Genomic DNA, 17,208 nt, shown 5'->3' with positions numbered 1-17,208 from the left:
AACGAGCAACGGAGACAAGAGACGATGAAGCGATTTTTTCTTCCCCTGCTGGCCTCGGCCTTCGCACTGGCCACCAGCCTTGCATCGGCGCAGCCGGCGGCCTACCCTACCCAGCCGATCAAGTGGATCGTGCCCTACGTGGCCGGCGGCGGCACCGACAACCTGGCGCGCACGCTGGCCGAGGCGATGCAGCCCTCGCTGGGGCAGCCGCTCATCATCGACAACCGGCCGGGCGCCTCGACCAACATCGGTGTGGGGGTGATGATGCAGGCCAGGCCCGACGGCTACACCATCATGCAGGCGGAGAACGCCGCGCTGCTCTTCAACGAGCACATGTTCGCCAAGCTGCCCTACAAGCCCGCGAGCGACTTCACCTACATCGGTACCATCGGCCGCTTTCCGGTGGCGCTGGTGGTGCACCCCGACTTTCCCGCGAAGAACGTGGCGGAGTTCGTGCGCTACGTGAAGGCCAACCCCGACAAGGTGAGCTACGCCTCGCCCGGCAACGGCTCGCCACACCACATGGCGATGGAACTCTTCAAGCAGAAGGCCGGGCTGACGATCACGCACGTGCCGTACAAGGGCGCCGCACCGGCCATGACCGACGTGATGGGCGGCCAGGTGCCGACGATGATGCTGGACCTGGCCTCGGGCCTGCCGATCATCAAGTCGGGCAAGGTGCGCGTGCTGGCCATCGCGCTGCCGCAGCGCGCGGGCGCCCTGCCCGAGGTGCCGACCTTCGTCGAGGCCGGCTTCAGCGACGTCAACGCCTACGCCTTCCACGGCCTGATCGGCCCGGCCGGCATGCCGCCGGAAGCGGTGGCGCGGCTCAATGCCGAACTGCACAAGGCGATGAAGGCGCCGAAGGTGGTGAAGCTGTTCGCGGACTTCGGCTTCGAGGCGCTGCCCGGGACGCCGCAGGACTTCTACAAGCTTTCGCGCGCCGAGAGCGAACGCTGGGGCAACATCATCAAGACGGCCGGCGTCAAACTCGATTGATCGCCTACCAGCCCAGCCCGAGGTGCAGCGGCAGGTACACAGCCATGCCCGCGAGCATCGTGCCGAGCACGCCGCGCCGCCAGTAGAAGTAAGCGGCGCCGACCACCGCCGCGTACAGGCGCGCGTCGTGCAGCGTGGTGATGAGGTGGCCCTGCGTCATGACGATCTCGGGCGCGATCACGCCCGCGAGCGCGGCGGCCGGCGCGTAGTGCAGCGCGCGGTGCGCCCACTCGGGCAGGCCCCAGGGCCGGTCGAGGATGAAGAAGAAGCAGCGCGTGAGCACGGTGACCAGGGCCAGGCCCACGATCACACCCATGGTCCACCAGTCGGTGGTTGCGCCGGCGCTGCTGCTCACTTGTCGTCCTCCGCGTTCGGGTCGAGCCCGAGCTGCTTCTCGAGCCAGAAGCACAGCAGCACCGCCACGCCGATGGCGACCACGATGTTGAGCTTGAGCGGCAGCGCGTAGGCCGCCACCGCCGTGGCGCCGGCGATCAGCGCGGCCAGCACGCGCAGGCGGGTCGTCGCCATCGAGCAGACGATGGCCACCAGGCTCAGCACGCCCGCAAAGCTCAGCCCCCAACTCTGAGGAATGAAGTTGGCCAGCGCGATGCCCACCAGGCTCATGCCCATCCAGGCGCACCAGGTGACGAAGTAGTTGCCCGTGAGGTAGGCCTCCTGCGACTCCTGCTCGGCGATGGTCAGCGGCGGCTTCGGGTACTTCTTCGTGAAGAGCGCGTAGCTCATGTCGGCTGTGAGGTAGCCGTGCACCATGCGGCGCCAGCGCGGCATGTGCATGAGGTAGGGCCGCAGGTGCAGGCTGAACACCACGAAGCGCAGGTTGACGCAGAAGCCCGTCGCCAGGATCACCCAGGCCGGCGCGCCGGCGAAGAGCAGCGGAATGGCCGCGAGCTGCGAACTGCCCGCATAGACCAGCAGCGTCATCGCCACCGCCTCGACCAGGCTCATGTTCGACTTGACCATGGCCACGCCGGTCATGAGCCCCCAGGCGCCGATGCCCAGCGCCACGGGAGTCATGTCGCGCACGCCGACCCGGAATTCGGGGCGGCCGCGGATGCTTTGCGAGAAGAACATCAGCCGAACACCTGCCCGGGCTTCAGATCGAAGCCGTGCAGGAAGGCGGCCACGGGCAGGCGCTTGCCGCCCGGGCGCTGCAGTTCGGTGAGGACGACGACCGAGCCGGCGGCCGCGGCCACCGTCACGCCGGTGTCGTCCACGGCCAGGATGGTGCCTGGCGCGGCCGACCAGGCAGCAGGAGACTTTTCGGCACGGGCGGCCCAGAGCTTGACGGTTTCGCCGTCCAGCGGGCTGTTGGCGCCCGGGAACGGGTCGAAAGCCAGCACGCGGCGCACGATGGCGTCGGCGGGCTGGGTCCAGTCGACCAATGCCTCGTGCTTCTCGACCTTGCTGGCGTAGGTGACGCCTTCGGCCGGCTGCGGCGTGCGGGTGAGCGTGCCGATGCGCGCGAGCGCCTCGACGATCATCTTTGCGCCGAGCTCGGCCAGGCGGTCGTGCAGGCGGGCGGTGTTGTCGCCCGCGCCGATGTCGACGGCCTCGCGCAGCAGCATGTCGCCGGTGTCGAGGCCGGCGTCCATCTGCATGATGGTGATGCCGGTCTGCGCGTCGCCCGCCTCGATGGCGCGGTGGATCGGCGCGGCGCCGCGCCAGCGCGGCAGCAGGCTCGCGTGGATGTTCAGGCAGCCGTGCGCCGGCAGGTCGAGCACCCACTGCGGCAGGATCAGGCCGTAGGCGGCGACCACCATCACGTCGGGCTTCACGGCCAGCAGGGTGTCGCGCGCGGCCGAGGCCTCGTCGGGGTACTTGCCGTCCAGGCGCAGACTGCGCGGCTGGGCCACGGGCCAGCCGTTGGCGACGGCGCACTGCTTGACGGGGGAGGCCTGCAGCTTCATGCCGCGGCCGGCGGGGCGGTCGGGCTGGCTCATCACCAGCACGACCTCATGGCCGGCGGCGGCGATGGCCTCCAGCGCGACGCGCGCGAACTCGGGCGTGCCCGCGAAGACGACTCTGAGGCGGCTCAATCCCGGATCCGATCGAAATCGAGATCGTCCCCCGTGTGATAGCGCCGGACCACGCCGGTCGGATCGATGTAGATGTACAGCATGCGGCGCTCGTTCACGGCCTTGTAGCGCCAGGTCCAGACAGCGCCGTCGAAGGAGCTGACGCGGGTGATCTCATAGGGCCGGCCGTAGAAGGCCATCACGTCGTTCTGGCGCCACTGGTTGACCTTGATGTCCTGGCCGAAGCGCGCCTCGCTGAGTACCTGCGTCACCGAGACCACCTTGCCCGAGGCGTCCACGTCGATGTCGACCACCTCGAAGCCGGCCGGCATGCGCGAGTACTGCAGCCGCTCGCCGCCGCCCGTGAGCGGATAGCGGCCGGTGGGCGCGCCCAGGCGCTGCAGGGTGTCGGCGGCGGTGGTGCCGGGCTGGATGCGGGTGGGCTCGCTGGCGCAGCCGGCCAAGAGCCCCAGGCCAACAGCGGCGACGAACGCCAACGCCGCAAGGGAACCGGAGCCGCGGCCTGTGTTCATGACAGGGTTCAAGCCCGCTCCCGCATTTCTTCGCGCTGCTGCTTCAGCAGCTTGCTCTTGATGCGGTTGCGCTTCAGGGGAGAGAGGTATTCGACGAACACCTTGCCCAGCAGGTGGTCGAGTTCGTGCTGGATGCACACGGCCAGCAGGCCCTCGGCTTCGATGGTGCGCATCTCGCCGTTCTCGTCGAGCGCCTGCACCTTCACCGAGGTGGAGCGCAGCACGCCGTCGTAGATGCCGGGCACCGAGAGGCAGCCCTCTTCGTTCACGACCTTCTCTTCGCTGGCCCAGGTGATCTCGGGGTTGATCAGCACGATCGGCTGGTTACGCTCTTCGGACACGTCGATGACGACGAGGCGCTCGTGCACGTCGATCTGGGTCGCGGCAAGGCCGATGCCGTTGGCGTCGTACATGGTTTCCAGCATGTCGGCGACCAGGGTCTTGATGCGCGCGTCGACGCCCTGCACCGGCTTGGCCACGGTGTGCAGGCGCTTGTCCGGGTAACTCAGAATGTTTCGTTTGGCCATGAAATCGGGGGAAAGTTGTGGCTATTTTCGCCAATTCCGCGACGACACGCGGCTCCGGAGCCCGAAAACGTTGCCCTCCCAAGGGCTTCAGCGCAGAATTCGTAGCAAATTGTGAGATTCGTATGCGCAGCGATACGTCGCGCGCTCACCCTTCAGACATGAAAAAGCTCAGACTCACCGACCGCCAGCGCCCCTCTTTCCTTGCCACGCTGACAGCCCTGGCGGTGATCGGCAGTTGCGGCGCCACGACGGCCTGGGCTCAGAACTACCCCATCACGCCGCAGCAGCGCGCCACCGCCCAGCAGACCGCCCAGGCCGGCGTGCCGCTGAGCGAGCTGTCGCCCAAGGCACCCGACGAGTACACCGTGAAGCCGGGCGACACGCTCTGGGCCATCTCCCGCCTCTACCTGCTGCGCCCCTGGCGCTGGCCGGAGCTGTGGGGCATGAACATCAATGAAATCGCCAACCCGCACCGGATCTACCCCGGCCAGGTGCTCTACCTGGACAAGAGCGGCGGCCGCGCCCGCCTGACCACCCGCCGCAGCGGCACCAGCGGCGACGGCGGAACCATCAAGCTGTCACCGCGCACCCGTTTCGACTCGCTGTCCGGCATGGCGCTGCCCACGCTCAACCCGAGCATCATCGAGCCCTTCCTGAGCGAGCCCATCGTGGTGGACGCCGGCACGCTCGAGAGCGCACCGCGCATCGTGGCCGGCAACGACAGCCGCGTGCTGCTGTCGCGCGGCGACCGGGCCTATGCCCGCGGCACCGCCGAGGCGCCGTTGGTCGAGGTTCCGGGCCCGGTGCAGAACTTCCGCATCTTCCGCAACGCCACGCCGCTGAAGGACCCGGGCACGGGCGAGATCCTCGGCTACGAGGCGCAGTACCTGGGCAAGGCCCGCCTGCAGCGCGGCGAATCGACCACCGTCGAGACGGTCGAGGACAAGGACGTCATCACCGTCGTGCCCGCCAGCATCGACATCATTGCCTCGCGCGAGGAAATGCGCGCCGGCGACCGCCTGCTGCCCGAGCCGCCGCGCCAGCTGCTGAGCTACGTGCCGCGCGCGCCGTCCACGCAGGTCGACGGCCGCATCATCTCGGTCTACGGCAACGCGGTGCAGTTCGCGGCGCAGAACCAGGTGGTGGCCATCAACAAGGGCACGCGCGACGGCGTCGACAACGGCCACGTGCTGGCCATCCTGAAGAACGGCGAGACCATCCTCGACCGCACCGGCGCACGCAAGGAAACCATCAAGCTGCCCAACGAGCGCATCGGCCTGCTGATGGTGTTCCGCACCTTCGAGAAGGTTTCGTACGCGCTGGTGCTCGAAATCAACGACACTCCGCGCGCCGGCGACTTCCTCGTCAATCCCTGACCCGCGGCCCCGGCCTCTCTTCTCGCACACTCGATTGGAACGCGCAGAACTCGCAGGCTGGCTGCGGCTTTCGCTGACGCCCGGCATCGGCGACGGTGCCGCGCGCCGCCTGCTCACGGCCTTCGGGCTGCCCGAGCGCATCTTCACCCAACCCGACGCCGCACTGCGCGAAGTCGTCTCGCACGCGCAGGCCGAAGCACTGACGCAGCCGCCCACCGGCCTTCAGGCGCAGATCGACCTGACCTGGCAATGGCTGCAGGCGGGCGACGACAAGGTCTCGCGCCGCGTCGTCACGCTCGGCGACGCCGGCTACCCGGCCTCCCTGCTCGAAATGGCCGATCCGCCGCTGATGCTCTACGTGCTCGGCGCCTGCGGCTTCGACCTCACGCAGCTCGGCCACAGCATCGCCGTCGTGGGCAGCCGCAACCCGACGCCGCAGGGTGCGACCAATGCGCGCAGCTTCGGCCGGGCGCTCGGCGAAGCGGGGCTGCCCGTGGTGTCGGGGCTGGCGCTGGGCGTGGATGGCGCGGCGCACCAAGGGGCGCTCGATGCGGCGGGCGACGCACCCCGGCTCGCGACGGTGGCCGTGGTGGGCACCGGGCTCGACCGCGTCTACCCCGCGCGGCACCGTGACCTCGCGCACCGCATCACGCTGCAGGGGCTGATCGTGAGCGAGCTGCCATTGGGCACGCCGCCGCTCACGCAGAATTTTCCGAAGCGCAACCGCCTCATCGCCGGGCTGGCGCGCGGCACGCTGGTGGTCGAGGCCGCGCTGCAGTCGGGCTCGCTCATCACCGCGCGGCTCACCTCGGAGCAGGGCAAGGAAGTGTTCGCGATACCGGGCTCGATCCATTCGCCGCAATCGCGCGGCTGCCATGCGCTGATCCGGCAGGGCGCGAAGCTGGTGGAGTCGGTGAGCGACATCCTCGAGGAGCTGCCGCCGCTTCACGCACCGCGCATTGCTGCGGCTTCGCCTGTCTCCAGCAATACGACGAACGCAGCCTCGTCGCCGGAAGATCCGCTGCTGGAGGCCCTCGGCTTCGAACCGGCAAGCCTTGACGCCATAAGCGCGCGCACCGGCTGGGGCGCGGCCGCGCTGCAGGCGAAGATGCTCGAACTCGAGCTGGACGGGCATGTCTCACGATTGCCCGGTGGTCTCTTCCAACGGGTGGCATCCACCTAGTCGGCATTGCACGAACGTCGGCTATATTGGGCCCATGTTCGAAGTGCTTGTTTTTGTCTACGAAAACTACTGGCGCGGCGACGCCTGCCCCGAACCCGAGCAACTGGGCCGCAAGCTCAGTGCCCATGGCTTCGAGGCAGAGGAGATCCGCGAAGCCCTTCACTGGCTCGACGGCCTCAGCCTTGCAACGCAAGGCCTGCAGATCGAACGAAGCCCCGACGACGAGGCCAGTGCCACAGTCGTCCTTCGCGGCAAGCCCGAGGCGGCTCTGCCGCAATCGGGCAACGCGATGCGCGTCTACTCACAGGCCGAGCAGGACCACCTTGGCGCCGAGTGCCTCGGCTTCATCCGCTTTCTCGAATCGTCGGACGTGCTGCCCTGCGGGCTGCGCGAGATCGTGGTCGAGCGCGCGATGGCCGCGCCGGGCGATCCGGTCGCGCTCGACGAGCTGAAGATCATCGTGCTGATGGTGCACTGGAGCACCGGCATCGAGCCCGATGCATTGGTGCTCGACGAGCTGTGCGAGAGCCGCGAAGGCCGCACGGCACATTAGGCCCGCCCCCAGGCTGCGCGGCACTGCGTGTCCGCTGCGCCAACCCCCTACCGGGGACGACACCAGAGGCCCGGCGAAGTCGGTTCCTCGGTGTTCCTTGAAAAGAGCAGAAGCCCGGCCAGCTAGTTCAGAAGGCGCTCGGGATTGGCATCGAGCTTCGCCAGCGCTTCGCGCGTGGCGCGCACCGTGAGCGTTTCCTCTTCCGCCGGCACCAGCAGGCCGGCCTGCAGATAGGCCGCCAGCCGCCCGGCCTGGATCAGGAAGCTGCGTCCATCTCCCGATGCGAACAGGTGCAGCTGCTTGCGGTCGCTGCGCCAGACGAACTGCACCTGGCTCACGCGATCGTTGTGGTCGAGCATGAACCAGTTGCCCACCTGCAGCTCCTGCGCCCAGGCGACCATGTCCTCGGGCACCTTGGCGTTGGCTGTGTCGGGAATGACCTCGATCGATGCCGCGTCCACGCCCAGCAGCAGCTCGATGCTGTGTGCATCCAGCGGCAGGTCGGCCGTGCCGCCGACGTCGCTCACGAAGTCTTCCAGGTGCGCCAGCCGCTCGGCCATGGCCTCGATCTTGGCCTGCGGGATCGCCTCGGTCTTCGACATGAAGGCGTCCGACAGCGTGGCGCCGATGGTCTTGATGTGCGCTTCCTGCGGCTCGTCGACGATGCCCAGCAGCGCCATGCCCTGGCGCAGGCGCTGCAGCAGCTGCGGCAGGTCCTGGATGACGCGGGCGCGGTCGGTACGGTTGGGCTTGGCGCTCGCGGCCCACACCAGATCGGAAGCCACGCGCTTGAGCATCACGGTCTGCTCGCCCTGCGCGCCGTAGCGCAGCGCGGCGATGGCCAGCACCTCGGCCCAGATCTTGAAGAGAAACTCCCGGATCTCGTCGCGCACCGGCATGTCGTTCAACATCTTGCGCAGCTCGATGGTGTACTGGATCGCCATCGTCTCCTTCTGCTCGACCTGCTGCGCCACGCTCATCACGCGCTGCGTGGTGTCGCTCTGCGTCAGGTAGCGGTTGAGGAAGGCAACGAACTCGTCGAACACCAGCTTGAACACGCGCTGGCCGGTTTCGGGGTATTGCTCGATCACCTGCACCACGCGGCGGATCTCGCCTTCCAGCGCGCTGCCGCTGATGGCGGCCGCGTCGAAGCCCATCACGCACGAGCCCATGCGGTCGATCAGCATGCGCGCGGGGTGCTGCAGGGTGCCGAAGAACTCGGGCTCGGCGATGGCCACGCGCAGCACCGGCATCTGCAGGCGCGCGAACCACACGCGCGCCGAAAACGGAATGCGCTCCTCGGCGAGGATGGCCTGGAACATCAGCGCGACGATCTCCACGGTGGCCTTGTCGGCGGTGGTCGGTGCGCGCTTCTTGAGTTCTGCCGTGCGCCGGCGCAGGTCGACGGCCGTCTGCTGCATCAGCGTGGCCTGCTCGGCCGCGCCTTCCATGTATTGCGTAGCGGCCATCCGGTAGGCGGCTTCGGCCTCGGCGATGGCGCCGGCGAACGTCCGGGAGAACGCGCGCGGCGCCGGGCTGACGCCACCACCGCCGCCGCCCGGGGTGCCCGGCTGGCTGCCGGCGCTCGTGGCGCGGCCTTCCGCGCCGGCGGCCTGGAATGCGCCTCCGGCAGCGCCCGGGTCGCCGCCGATGCGGGCGGTCACGAAGCGCTTGAGGCTCAGCAGCGCGGTCTGCGCGCGCTGCCGCGCAAGCATCAGCGGCGAGCCGCCGGTGGTCGTGGTGGGTACTGCGCCCGGCACGGAGAGCTGCTGCGGCTGGCCTTCGAATCCGAAACCAGGCCGCTGCACGGCCTGAGCCTGGGGTTGGGCCTGGTGGACGGCTGACATGCCGCTGTCCACCGGCGCGGCGCCCGATCCGCCGCCGCCGCCAGCGCCCCCCGCATTGCCCGTGCGCCGGACAAAGCTCTTGAGGTCGATCTCCTGCATCACGCCATTGGCGATCAGGTAGGCGTTGGCGCTCTCGTAGGCCTTGACGATCACGTCGACCAGCCCCTGCTGCACCGTGTCCTGCACGCGGGTCCAGAGGCCCCGGCTCAGGCCGGCCGCGAGCCATTGCTCGACCAGCAGCTTGGCCAGCGTCTCGGGCTTGAGCACGTCCTTGGCGTCGAGTTCGGTGGTGCCCTCCAGGTGCTGGATGCGCAGGCGCAGGTCGCTGAGCTCGAAGCTGGCCTTGTCGTGGATGAGCTGCGCAAGGCGCGAGGAAAGGATGTTGCTTTCCACCACCTCGTCGCCGATCAGCTCCAGCCGCAGCGCCGAAGGCAGGGTGCCCGTGCCGCCCGAGCTGGCGGCCAGCGCCTTGCGCCAGCCGGCCTGGCTGAGGGTGACCCACTGGGTGGCCTGCCCCTGGAAGGCGACGAAATCGTCGCGGTTCTCCTGCATGGCGCGGGCGGTGCCGGCCTCGGAGGACAGGGTGGTCAGCCGGTCCCGGATCGCGCGTGCCAGCGGAGCGATGGCCCCTTCCGTGGCCAATACGAAACGCTCACGCGTCTCGCGTGCGAGCTGCAGGGAAGAAGCGGACCGCGCAATGCTCATTGAAAGGTCGGAAGGGCCAGGGTAGTCGATTCGTTGGCGACAACCGGAGCTTGCATCGGGACGGGCTGCTGCACAAGTGCGGAGATTGCCCGGCGTTGCATGCGAACCGCGGCGGTTGCCGCCGCGTTCGCCCTGGGTTGTCGAACCCTGGAGTATCCGTCAGACGACGGCGCCGGCGTTCGGATCGTCCTCGGAGCCGCCGTCGCGCTTGGCCGGGCCGCCCTTGACCAGGTCCTCGCGCTTCACGCCGAGCCACATGGCGATGGCCGCCGCCACGAAGGCCGACGAGTAGATGCCGAAGCAGATGCCGATGGTCAGCGCCAGCGCGAAATAGTGCAGGGTCGGGCCGCCGAAGAAGAACATCGACAGCACCACCAGCTGGGTGGAACCGTGGGTGATGATGGTCCGGCTGATGGTCGAGGTGATCGCGTTGTCGATGATCTCGGTGGTCGACATCTTGCGGTAGCGGCGGAAGTTCTCGCGGATGCGGTCGAAGATCACCACCGACTCGTTCACCGAGTAGCCCAGCACCGCCAGCACCGCCGCCAGCACCGCCAGCGAGAACTCCCACTGGAAGAAGGCGAAGAAGCCCAGGATGATCACCACGTCGTGCAGGTTGGCCAGGACGGTAGCCAGCGCGAACTTCCACTCGAAGCGGAACGCCAGGTAGATCATGATGCCGACGACCACCATGGCCAGGGCCTTCAGGCCGTTGGTGGTGAGCTCGTCGCCGACCTGCGGGCCGACGAACTCGTTGCTGCGCAGCTCCACCGTGGGGTCGGCCGCCTTCAGCGAGTCCATCACCTCGGCGCTCTGCTGGGCGGAGGTCGCGCCCTTCTTCACCGGCAGGCGGATCTGCACCGACTTGCCGAAGCTCTGCACCTGCACTTCGGTGTAGCCCAGCTTGCCGACGATTTCGCGGACCTTGCCGACGTCGGCCGACTGGTTGTAGGCGACTTCCATCACCGTGCCGCCGGTGAACTCCACCGACAGGTGCAGCCCGCGGTGGAACAGGAAGAACACCGCCAGAAGGAAGGTGACGACGGAGACGATGTTCAGCACCAGCGCATGGCGCATGAACGGGATGGTCTTGTGGATGCGGAAGAATTCCATGGCTTGTGTCTCTTCTTCTGCTTCTTACTTGGTTTCGGCCACGGCCGTGCCGTCGTTCGAGGGGCGCCACACAGTGCCGATGGACACCGACTTGAGCTTCTTCTTCTGGCCGTACCAGAAGTTCACGAGGCCGCGCGAGAAGAACACGGCCGAGAACATCGAGGTGACGATGCCGATGCAGTGCACCACCGCGAAGCCGCGCACCGGGCCCGAGCCGAAGGCCAGCAGCGCGATACCCGCGATCAGCGTTGTCACGTTGGAGTCCAGGATGGTGCCCCAGGCGCGTTCGTAGCCCGCGTGGATCGCCGCCTGCGGCGACGCCCCGTTGCGCAGCTCCTCGCGCACCCGCTCGTTGATCAGCACGTTGGAGTCGATGGCCACGCCGATGGCCAGCGCCATGGCCGCGATGCCCGGCAGCGTGAGCGTGGCCTGCAGGATGGAAAGAATGGCCACCAGCAGCAGCAGGTTGACGGCCAGCGCGATCGACGAGAACAGGCCAAACAGCGCGTAGTAGATGCACATGAACACCATGATCGCGGCGAAGCCGTACATCACGCTGTCGAAGCCCTTCTTGATGTTCTCGGCGCCCTGCGTCGGGCCGATGGTGCGTTCCTGGATGATTTCCATCGGCGCGGCCAGCGAGCCGGCGCGCAGCAGCAGCGCGAGATCGTTGGCCTCGGCCACGCTCATCGAGCCCGAGACCTGGAAGCGGTTGCCCAGCTCGCCGTTGATCGACGGGGCCGTGAGCACTTCGCCCTTGCCCTTCTCGAAGATCAGCATGGCCATGCGCTTCTTGTAGTTCTCGCGGCTGACGTCACGCATGATGGTGCCGCCCTTGGAGTCCATGGTCAGGTCGACCTTGGGCTGGTTGCTCTGCTGGTCGAAGCCGGGCTGCGCGTCGGTGAGGTTCTCGCCGGTGACGAGCACCTGCTTCTTCACGATCACGGGGCGGCCCTGGCGGTCGAGGAATTTCTCGGAGCCGAAGGGCACCGGGCCGCCGCTCAGTTCGGCCGAGCGGCCTTCGGCGCTTTCGTCCACAAGGCGCATCTCGAGCGTGGCGGTGCGGCCGATGATCCGCTTGGCCTGCGCCGGGTCCTGCATGCCGGGCAGCTGCACGACGATGCGGTCGATGCCCTGCTGCTGGATCACGGGTTCGGCCACGCCGAGTTCGTTGATCCGGTTGTGCAGCGTGGTCACGTTCTGCTTGAGCGCCGAGTCCTGGAAGCGGCGCGCGGCCTCGGGCTTGATGCTGGCCACGATGCGCCATTCGTTGCCCTGCTGGGTCTCGACGGTGCTCAGGTCGGGCATCTGGTCCTGGATCAGGCGCCGGGCGATCTCGACGCTGTCGGCATCGCGCAGCGTGATCTCGACGCTCTGGCCGTTGCGGTTCACGGCGCTGCCGCGCACCTTCTTCTCGCGCAGGCCCGTGCGGATGTCGCCGGCGAAGGACTCGGCCTTCTTGTCGAGCACGCCGCGCATGTCGACCTGCAGCAGGAAGTCGACGCCGCCGCGCAGGTCGAGGCCCAGGTACATCGGGAAGGCGTGCAGCGCCGTCAGCCACGAGGGCGAGCGCGACACGAGGTTCAGCGCCACCGTGTACGAGGCGTCGTCGGCGTCGGGCACCAGCGCCTGCTGGAGCGTGTCGCGCGCCTTGATCTGGTCGTCGGGGGTCGCGAAGCGCGCCCGCACCGCGGTGGGATCGAGGGTCAGCAGGTCGGGCGTGAGGCCAGCCGCCTTCAGCAGGCTCTCAACCCTGGCCTGGGTCGACGCGTCGATCTTGACGGTCGACTTGGCTGCCGACACCTGCACAGCAGGCGCCTCACCGAAGAAATTGGGGAGGGCGTAGATGAGCCCCACGAGCAGCACGACCACGATGATCGCGTACTTCCAGACCGGGTAACGGTTCATGAGAAAGCGCTTTTTCTGAAACGGAACACGGCGTGAATTGGGGCCCCGCGCCCGAAGGCGCAAGGTCAGCTCACGCTTTTATTTGACGGAGCCCTTGGGCAGGACCTGCACCACGGCGCTGCGCTGGATCTTGATCTCGACGCCGTTGGCGATCTCGAGGCCCAGGTACTGGTCGTTCAGCGAGGTGATCTTGCCGAGCAGGCCGCCGGCGGTGGCGACTTCGTCGCCCTTGGCGAGCGCCTCGATCATGGCGCGGGCTTCCTTCTGGCGCTTCATCTGCGGCCGGATCATGACGAAGTACAGCACCACGAACATCAGCACCAGGGGCAGCATGCTGCCGAGCGAGGACATCATGTCGCCGCCGCCTGCGGCGGGCGCGGTCTGGGCGAAAGCAGAGGAAATGAACAAGAGAGTCTCCAGCAGAGGGAAAAGGAAAGAAAGCGGCGGGAGCGCGGGTCACGCCCGCGGTTCCTTGGGCTTCGCGGTCGCGAGGGATGCGGACCGCAAGTCAAAGCGCGGCGGGGCCTGGCCGCGCAGCACCGGGCATTGTATTCGGCGCGGATGGCGGCCCGGAGCCCTTATCCGGCGCGGCGGGGAGGGCTTTCCGGCTGCCCGGGAGGCCGTCGTTCTGCTCCCGTTTCAATAGCAAAGAGCGCCCGATGGGCGCTCTTTGCATGGTCGGCCGGTCCTGAAGCGGCCCTGAAGATCAGGCCGCCGCGCGTTGCCCCTGCGGGTTGCGCCACTTGCCCATCAGCTCGCTCCAGCGGGTGCGGGCTGCCGCCAGGTTGCGGTCCTTCACGTGGCCGTAGCCGCGGATCTGCTCGGGCAGGCTGGCGATCTCCAGCGCCAGCGCGTGGTTGTCGGCGCGCAGCGCGCCGATGACTTCCTCGATGGCCGCGCGGTACTCGCCGATCAGCGCGCGCTCGGTCTTGCGCTCTTCGGTGCGGCCGAAGACGTCGAGCGCCGTGCCGCGCAGGCCCTTGAGCTTCGCGAGGAACCTGAAGCCGGTCAGCATCCAGGGGCCGAACTTCTGCTTCTGCAGCTGCCCCTTGGAGTTCTTCTTCGCGATGATCGGCGGCGCCAGGTGGTAGTTGAGCCTGTAGTCACCTTCGAACATGCCCTCGACGCGGTCGAGGAAAGTGCGGTCGGTGTGCAGGCGGGCGACTTCGTACTCGTCCTTGTACGCCATCAGCTTGAAGAGATAGCGCGCCACCGCTTCGGACAGCGCCGTGCTCTTGCCCACGGACGACTCGGCCTGCTGCACCTTGCCCACGAAGCGCTTGTATTCGTCGGCGTAGGCGGCGTTCTGGTAGCCGGTGAGGAACTCCGCGCGGCGCGCGACGATGCTTTCGACCGACTCGCGCTTCTTGAACTCGATGACCTGGCCCGGGCGCACGCGCTTTTGCAGCTCTTCCGGCCGCACCGCTGCCTGGCGGCCCCATTCGAAGGCGGCCTTGTTGTTCTCGACGGCCACGGCGTTCAGTTCGATGGCGCGCATCAGCGACTCGTGCGCCAGCGGGATCCAGCCCTTCTGCCAGGCGTAGCCCAGGATCATCGGGTTGACGTAGATGGTGTCGCCCATCAGCGTGGTCGCGGTGGCGTCGGCGTCGAAGCTGCCCACGCCGTCCACGCCCACGGCGCGCGCGATCTCGGCGGCGCAGGCTTCCTCGGGGTTCTTCCAGTTGGCGTTGCGCACGAAGGCCGCCGTCGGCGCGCTGTGGCTGTTGAGCGCCACGTGCGTACGCCCTTCGCGCATGCGGGCCATGGTCTCGGCATTCACCGTGACCAGCGGGTCGCAGGCCAGGATCAGGTCGGCCGCCGCCGTGCCCACGCGCGTGGTGCGGATGTCGTCCTGCGTATCGCCGATGAGCACGTGGCTCCAGGTGGCGCCGCCCTTCTGCGCAAGGCCGGCGGCATCTTGCGTGACGATGCCCTTGGCCTCGATGTGCGCGGCCATGCCCAGCAACTGGCCGATGGTGATGACGCCGGTGCCGCCGACGCCCGCCACCACCACGCCCCACACCCTGCCGCCGGCCAGCGACGGAATCGAGGGCTCGGGCAGCAGGCCGAACTCGGCCGGCGTGGCCGCCTTGTTCTTGCCCTTCTTCCTGAGCTGGCCGCCCTCGACCGTCACGAAGCTCGGGCAGAAGCCCTTCAGGCAGCTCATGTCCTTGTTGCAGCTGCTCTGGTTGATGGTGCGCTTGCGGCCGAACTCGGTCTCCAGCGGCTCCACGCTCAGGCAGTTGCTCTGCACGCTGCAGTCGCCGCAGCCTTCGCAGACCAGCTCGTTGATGACCACGCGCTTGGCCGGATCGACGGCCGTGCCGCGCTTGCGGCGGCGGCGCTTCTCGGTGGCGCAGGTCTGGTCGTAGATGATGGCCGTGGTGCCCGCGATCTTGCGGAACTCGCGCTGCACGTCGTCGAGCAAGTCGCGGTGCTTGACCTGCACGTGGTCGCCGGGGATGTTCACGCCCTCGTACTTCTCGGGCTCGTCGGTCACGATCACGACCTTCTTCGCGCCCTCGGCATGCAGGCTCTCGGCAATCTGCAGCACCGAGTGGCCTTCGGGCCGTTCGCCGACCTGCTGGCCGCCGGTCATGGCGACCGCGTCGTTGTAGAGGATCTTGTAGGTGATGTTCACGCCCGCCGCGATGCTCTGGCGGATGGCCAGCAGGCCACTGTGGAAGTAGGTGCCGTCGCCCAGGTTCGCAAAGATGTGCTGGTCGGTGGTGAAGGGCTGCTGGCCCACCCACGGCACGCCCTCGCCGCCCATCTGCGTGAAGCCGATGGTGGAACGGTCCATCCAGGTCGCCATGAAGTGGCAGCCGATGCCGCCCATCGCGCGCGAGCCCTCGGGCACCACGGTGCTGGTGTTGTGCGGGCAGCCCGAGCAGAACCAGGGCTGGCGCGTGGCGTCGACCACGCTGGTGGAAGCCTGCTGCACCACCATCGAACGCTCCTTGGCTTCGAGGATGGCGAGCTGCGCGTCGATGCGCGCGGCCATGTCGGCGCCGGCGGCGGCCAGCAGGCCGGTCTTCTTCAGGCGCGTGGCGATGGCCTTGGCGATGAGCGCCGGGTTCAGGTCGGCGTTGGCGCGCAGCAGCGTGTGCGAGGTCGGGTTGGGCATCGACCATTCACCGCCCGAGTAGCCCTCGGCCGCGTGCACCTCGCCCTCGTCGAACTTGCCGACCACGTTGGGCCGCACGTCGGGGCGCCAGTTGTAGAGCTCTTCCTTGAGCTGGTATTCGATGACCTGGCGCTTTTCCTCGACCACCAGGATCTCCTGCAGGCCGGTGGCGAACTGGCGCGTGAGCTGCGCCTCCAGCGGCCACACCACGCCCACCTTGTGCAGGCGGATGCCGAGCTGGCGGCAGGCCGCGTCGTCCAGGCCCAGGTCGATGAGCGCCTGGCGGGTGTCGTTGTAGGCCTTGCCGCTGGCCATGATGCCGAAGCGGTCGTTGGGGCCCTCGATCACGTTGTGGTTGAGCCGGTTGGCGCGGATGTAGGCCAGCGCGGCGTACCACTTGTAGTGCATGAGCCGGGCTTCCTGCTCCAGCGCATGGTCGGGCCAGCGGATGTGCAGGCCGCCGGGCGGCATCTCGAAGTCGGTGGGAATGACGATCTCCACGCGCTCCGGATCGATCATGGCCGTGGCGCTCGACTCGACGATCTCCTGGATCGTCTTCATGCCCGACCACACGCCCGAGAAGCGGCTCATGGCGAAGGCGTGGATGCCCAGGTCGAGGATTTCCTGCACGTTCGCCGGGAAGAACACCGGCGTGCCGCAGGCCTTGAAGATGTGGTCACTCTGGTGCGCGGCGGTGCTGCTCTTGGAGATGTGGTCGTCGCCTGCCACCGCGATCACGCCGCCGAACTCGGTGGTGCCGGCCATGTTGGCGTGCTTGAAGACGTCCGAGCAGCGGTCCACGCCCGGGCCCTTGCCGTACCAGATGCCGAAGACGCCGTCGAACTTGTTGGTGCCCTGCGGGGAGAAGCCCAGCTGCTGGGTGCCCCAGAGCGCGGTGGCCGCGAGCTCTTCGTTCACGCCGGGCTGGAAGACGATGTTTTGCTCTTTAAGAAACTTGCTGGCCTTCCACAGCGCCTGGTCATAGCCGCCGAGCGGGGAGCCGCGATAGCCGCTGATGAAACCGGCGGTGTTCTTGCCGGCCTGCTGGTCGCGCAGCCGCTGCAGCATGGGCAGCTTCACCAGGGCTTGCACGCCGCTCATGAATGCGCGGCCGTAGTCGAGGGAATATTTGTCGTCGAGCGTGACGGTTTCTAGGGCCTTGCGAATGTGCGCGGGTAGCGGTGCATTCATGTCGTATGTCTCCGTTTGGCAGGGCCTCGTGGGCCTGGCTGTTTCTGGGTCTGTGCCCGGGTAGGGCACGAGCCCATGATCACGCAAAGTGTATGCCGGGGTCCGCGACA

At 67.9% G+C, this 17,208-nt stretch carries 14 protein-coding genes; 4 read left to right on the top strand and 10 right to left on the bottom strand.

What is annotated here, in order from left to right; all coding sequences use genetic code 11:
* The first annotated feature begins 24 nt into the window (after positions 1-24).
* A complete protein-coding gene (locus AC1VNX_RS02380) occupies positions 25-999 on the top strand; it encodes a Bug family tripartite tricarboxylate transporter substrate binding protein (protein WP_483155312.1) in 975 nt (324 codons plus the stop codon).
* Positions 1,000-1,003: 4 nt separating this feature from the next.
* On the opposite strand, the gene AC1VNX_RS02375 is transcribed toward AC1VNX_RS02380, so the two are convergent.
* The 5 genes from AC1VNX_RS02375 to def are packed head-to-tail and all read right to left on the bottom strand — an operon-like array spanning position 1,004 to position 4,095.
* Positions 1,004-1,315, bottom strand: coding sequence for an AzlD domain-containing protein (locus AC1VNX_RS02375; RefSeq protein ID WP_093055509.1), 312 nt, complete (start codon positions 1,313-1,315; stop codon positions 1,004-1,006).
* Between the two features lie 35 nt (positions 1,316-1,350).
* Entirely contained in the window at positions 1,351-2,091 is a 741-nt protein-coding gene (locus AC1VNX_RS02370) for an AzlC family ABC transporter permease (protein ID WP_483155311.1), read from the bottom strand.
* Positions 2,091-3,056, bottom strand: coding sequence for a methionyl-tRNA formyltransferase (gene fmt, locus AC1VNX_RS02365; protein ID WP_483155310.1), 966 nt, complete (start codon positions 3,054-3,056; stop codon positions 2,091-2,093). The genes AC1VNX_RS02370 and fmt overlap by 1 nt, the downstream gene beginning before the upstream one ends.
* Positions 3,053-3,568: a hypothetical protein gene (locus AC1VNX_RS02360; RefSeq protein ID WP_483155309.1), complete on the bottom strand. Its 516-nt coding sequence runs from the start codon at positions 3,566-3,568 to the stop codon at positions 3,053-3,055. The genes fmt and AC1VNX_RS02360 overlap by 4 nt, the downstream gene beginning before the upstream one ends.
* A gap of 8 nt (positions 3,569-3,576) precedes the next feature.
* The gene (def, locus tag AC1VNX_RS02355; protein WP_418129981.1) at positions 3,577-4,095 is read right to left on the bottom strand and encodes a peptide deformylase; all 519 of its coding nucleotides are present in this window, start codon (positions 4,093-4,095) and stop codon (positions 3,577-3,579) included.
* A 158-nt stretch (positions 4,096-4,253) separates the two neighbouring features.
* Here def and AC1VNX_RS02350 point away from each other — a divergent pair, with 158 nt between their 5' ends.
* The 3 genes from AC1VNX_RS02350 to AC1VNX_RS02340 are packed head-to-tail and all read left to right on the top strand — an operon-like array spanning position 4,254 to position 7,207.
* Complete coding sequence (locus AC1VNX_RS02350; RefSeq protein ID WP_483155308.1) at positions 4,254-5,471, top strand: LysM peptidoglycan-binding domain-containing protein; 1,218 nt, start codon at positions 4,254-4,256, stop codon at positions 5,469-5,471.
* 34 nt (positions 5,472-5,505) lie between these two features.
* A complete protein-coding gene (dprA, locus tag AC1VNX_RS02345) occupies positions 5,506-6,654 on the top strand; it encodes a DNA-processing protein DprA (RefSeq protein ID WP_483155307.1) in 1,149 nt (382 codons plus the stop codon).
* A 34-nt stretch (positions 6,655-6,688) separates the two neighbouring features.
* Positions 6,689-7,207 carry a Smg family protein gene (locus AC1VNX_RS02340; protein ID WP_483155306.1) on the top strand — a complete coding sequence of 173 codons (519 nt, stop codon included), beginning with the start codon at positions 6,689-6,691 and terminating at the stop codon, positions 7,205-7,207.
* A 122-nt stretch (positions 7,208-7,329) separates the two neighbouring features.
* Here the strand turns inward: AC1VNX_RS02340 and AC1VNX_RS02335 are convergent, their stop codons facing one another.
* The 5 genes from AC1VNX_RS02335 to AC1VNX_RS02315 all read right to left on the bottom strand — a co-directional run bounded on the left by AC1VNX_RS02335 (position 7,330) and on the right by AC1VNX_RS02315 (position 17,098).
* Complete coding sequence (locus AC1VNX_RS02335; protein ID WP_483155305.1) at positions 7,330-9,759, bottom strand: DUF1631 family protein; 2,430 nt, start codon at positions 9,757-9,759, stop codon at positions 7,330-7,332.
* A 159-nt stretch (positions 9,760-9,918) separates the two neighbouring features.
* Positions 9,919-10,872, bottom strand: coding sequence for a protein translocase subunit SecF (gene secF / locus AC1VNX_RS02330; RefSeq protein WP_483155304.1), 954 nt, complete (start codon positions 10,870-10,872; stop codon positions 9,919-9,921).
* 24 nt (positions 10,873-10,896) lie between these two features.
* Positions 10,897-12,780 carry a protein translocase subunit SecD gene (secD, locus tag AC1VNX_RS02325; protein ID WP_483155303.1) on the bottom strand — a complete coding sequence of 628 codons (1,884 nt, stop codon included), beginning with the start codon at positions 12,778-12,780 and terminating at the stop codon, positions 10,897-10,899.
* Between the two features lie 78 nt (positions 12,781-12,858).
* Entirely contained in the window at positions 12,859-13,188 is a 330-nt protein-coding gene (yajC, locus tag AC1VNX_RS02320; RefSeq protein WP_483155302.1) for a preprotein translocase subunit YajC, read from the bottom strand.
* A 298-nt stretch (positions 13,189-13,486) separates the two neighbouring features.
* On the bottom strand, positions 13,487-17,098 hold the full coding sequence (locus AC1VNX_RS02315) for an indolepyruvate ferredoxin oxidoreductase family protein (protein ID WP_483155301.1): 3,612 nt from the start codon (positions 17,096-17,098) through the stop codon (positions 13,487-13,489).
* Positions 17,099-17,208 lie beyond the last annotated feature (110 nt).

It is taken from the genome of Variovorax sp. TLI9-5A (assembly GCF_056867935.1).
The sequence above is the reverse complement of the archived record's forward strand: the minus strand, read 5'-3'. Positions and strand labels throughout refer to the sequence as shown.